Consider the following 1,026-nt stretch of genomic DNA (forward strand, 5'->3'; position numbering starts at 1 on the left):
GTCGCTGAGGCTGTCTATAGAGGCCCGCAGAATCGCAATCCTGCGCTGCAGGTTGCTTCTTGCACCGGCGTCGGATTTGCGGTTCTGCTTCTGCAGGCGCAGTGCCAGTACGGCGCTCTGGCGCCTGGCATAGTCGTAGCGCCTGTGAAAGGACAGCGCCCAGACAAACCAGTATTCGGCCTCGGGCCCGGCCTGATGGCCCAGCGCGTGCAAGGTTTCCATCCACTGGATGTACTGCAGGATCAGGCCGCTGTTGCGGATGCAGGAGGGCGCTATGCGTTCCAGTATCTGGCTGGCCGTGGCGGCCGATTCCGAGGCCAGCGCGTACTCCACCGATTCGCGCCAGAAGCCATTTTTCTCGCACCAGTGCGCCGCCCGGGTCAGCACCGCCTGGCGCCTGACTACGGCAAGAGTGGTCTCGGCCTCGCGCAAGAGGTACTCGCGGAACAGCCCGTGCAAGCGATACCAGCTACGATTGCGGTCCAGCGGAATCACAAAGACATTGCGCTCTAACAGATAGGCCAGGTAGTCTCGGGCACGTTCGTCGTCCATCACGTGGCAACACAACTCCAGATTGAAGGTGCGTACCTGCGCAATACAGAGCAGGAAGTCGCGCACCTCGGCTGGAAAGGCCGACAGTACCCGGCGGTTCAGCAGCCGGGCAAGCCCCTCGTCCGAGCCGGAAAACTCCTTCAAAGCCAGGCGTGGATCCTCTGCGCTCGACAGGATGATTTGCACCATGCGCACCGCGGCCGGCCAGCCCTCGGTCTGCCGTGCAATGTCTTCCACGCCCTGGCGGCCGATAAGGGCTGACACATTGCTACCCAGTAGTTTGGCAATATCGTCGGTACCGAAGCTCAGGTCGGAGGGGCCAATCTGCCGCACCAGGCCCTGCAATTGCGCATTCGCCATGTCCAGGGGAATGTCCCGCGTGCTGGACAGCACCAACTGCCGGGTGGCATGGGTCTGAAAAACCAGCTTGTTCAGCAAAGGCCCCATCTCCGCATCATCACAGCAGTTGATGTT

The 1,026-nt window shown here is 61.7% G+C and carries 1 protein-coding gene; it reads right to left on the reverse strand.

The annotated features are described in order from the left end of the window. Positions 1-990 (reverse strand): winged helix-turn-helix domain-containing protein (locus AC097L_RS26380; RefSeq protein WP_479589643.1); only part of this gene is annotated, 990 nt, incomplete at its 3' end. Positions 991-1,026: the final 36 nt, after the last annotated feature.

This window comes from Rhodoferax sp. RT5P35, assembly GCF_056521385.1.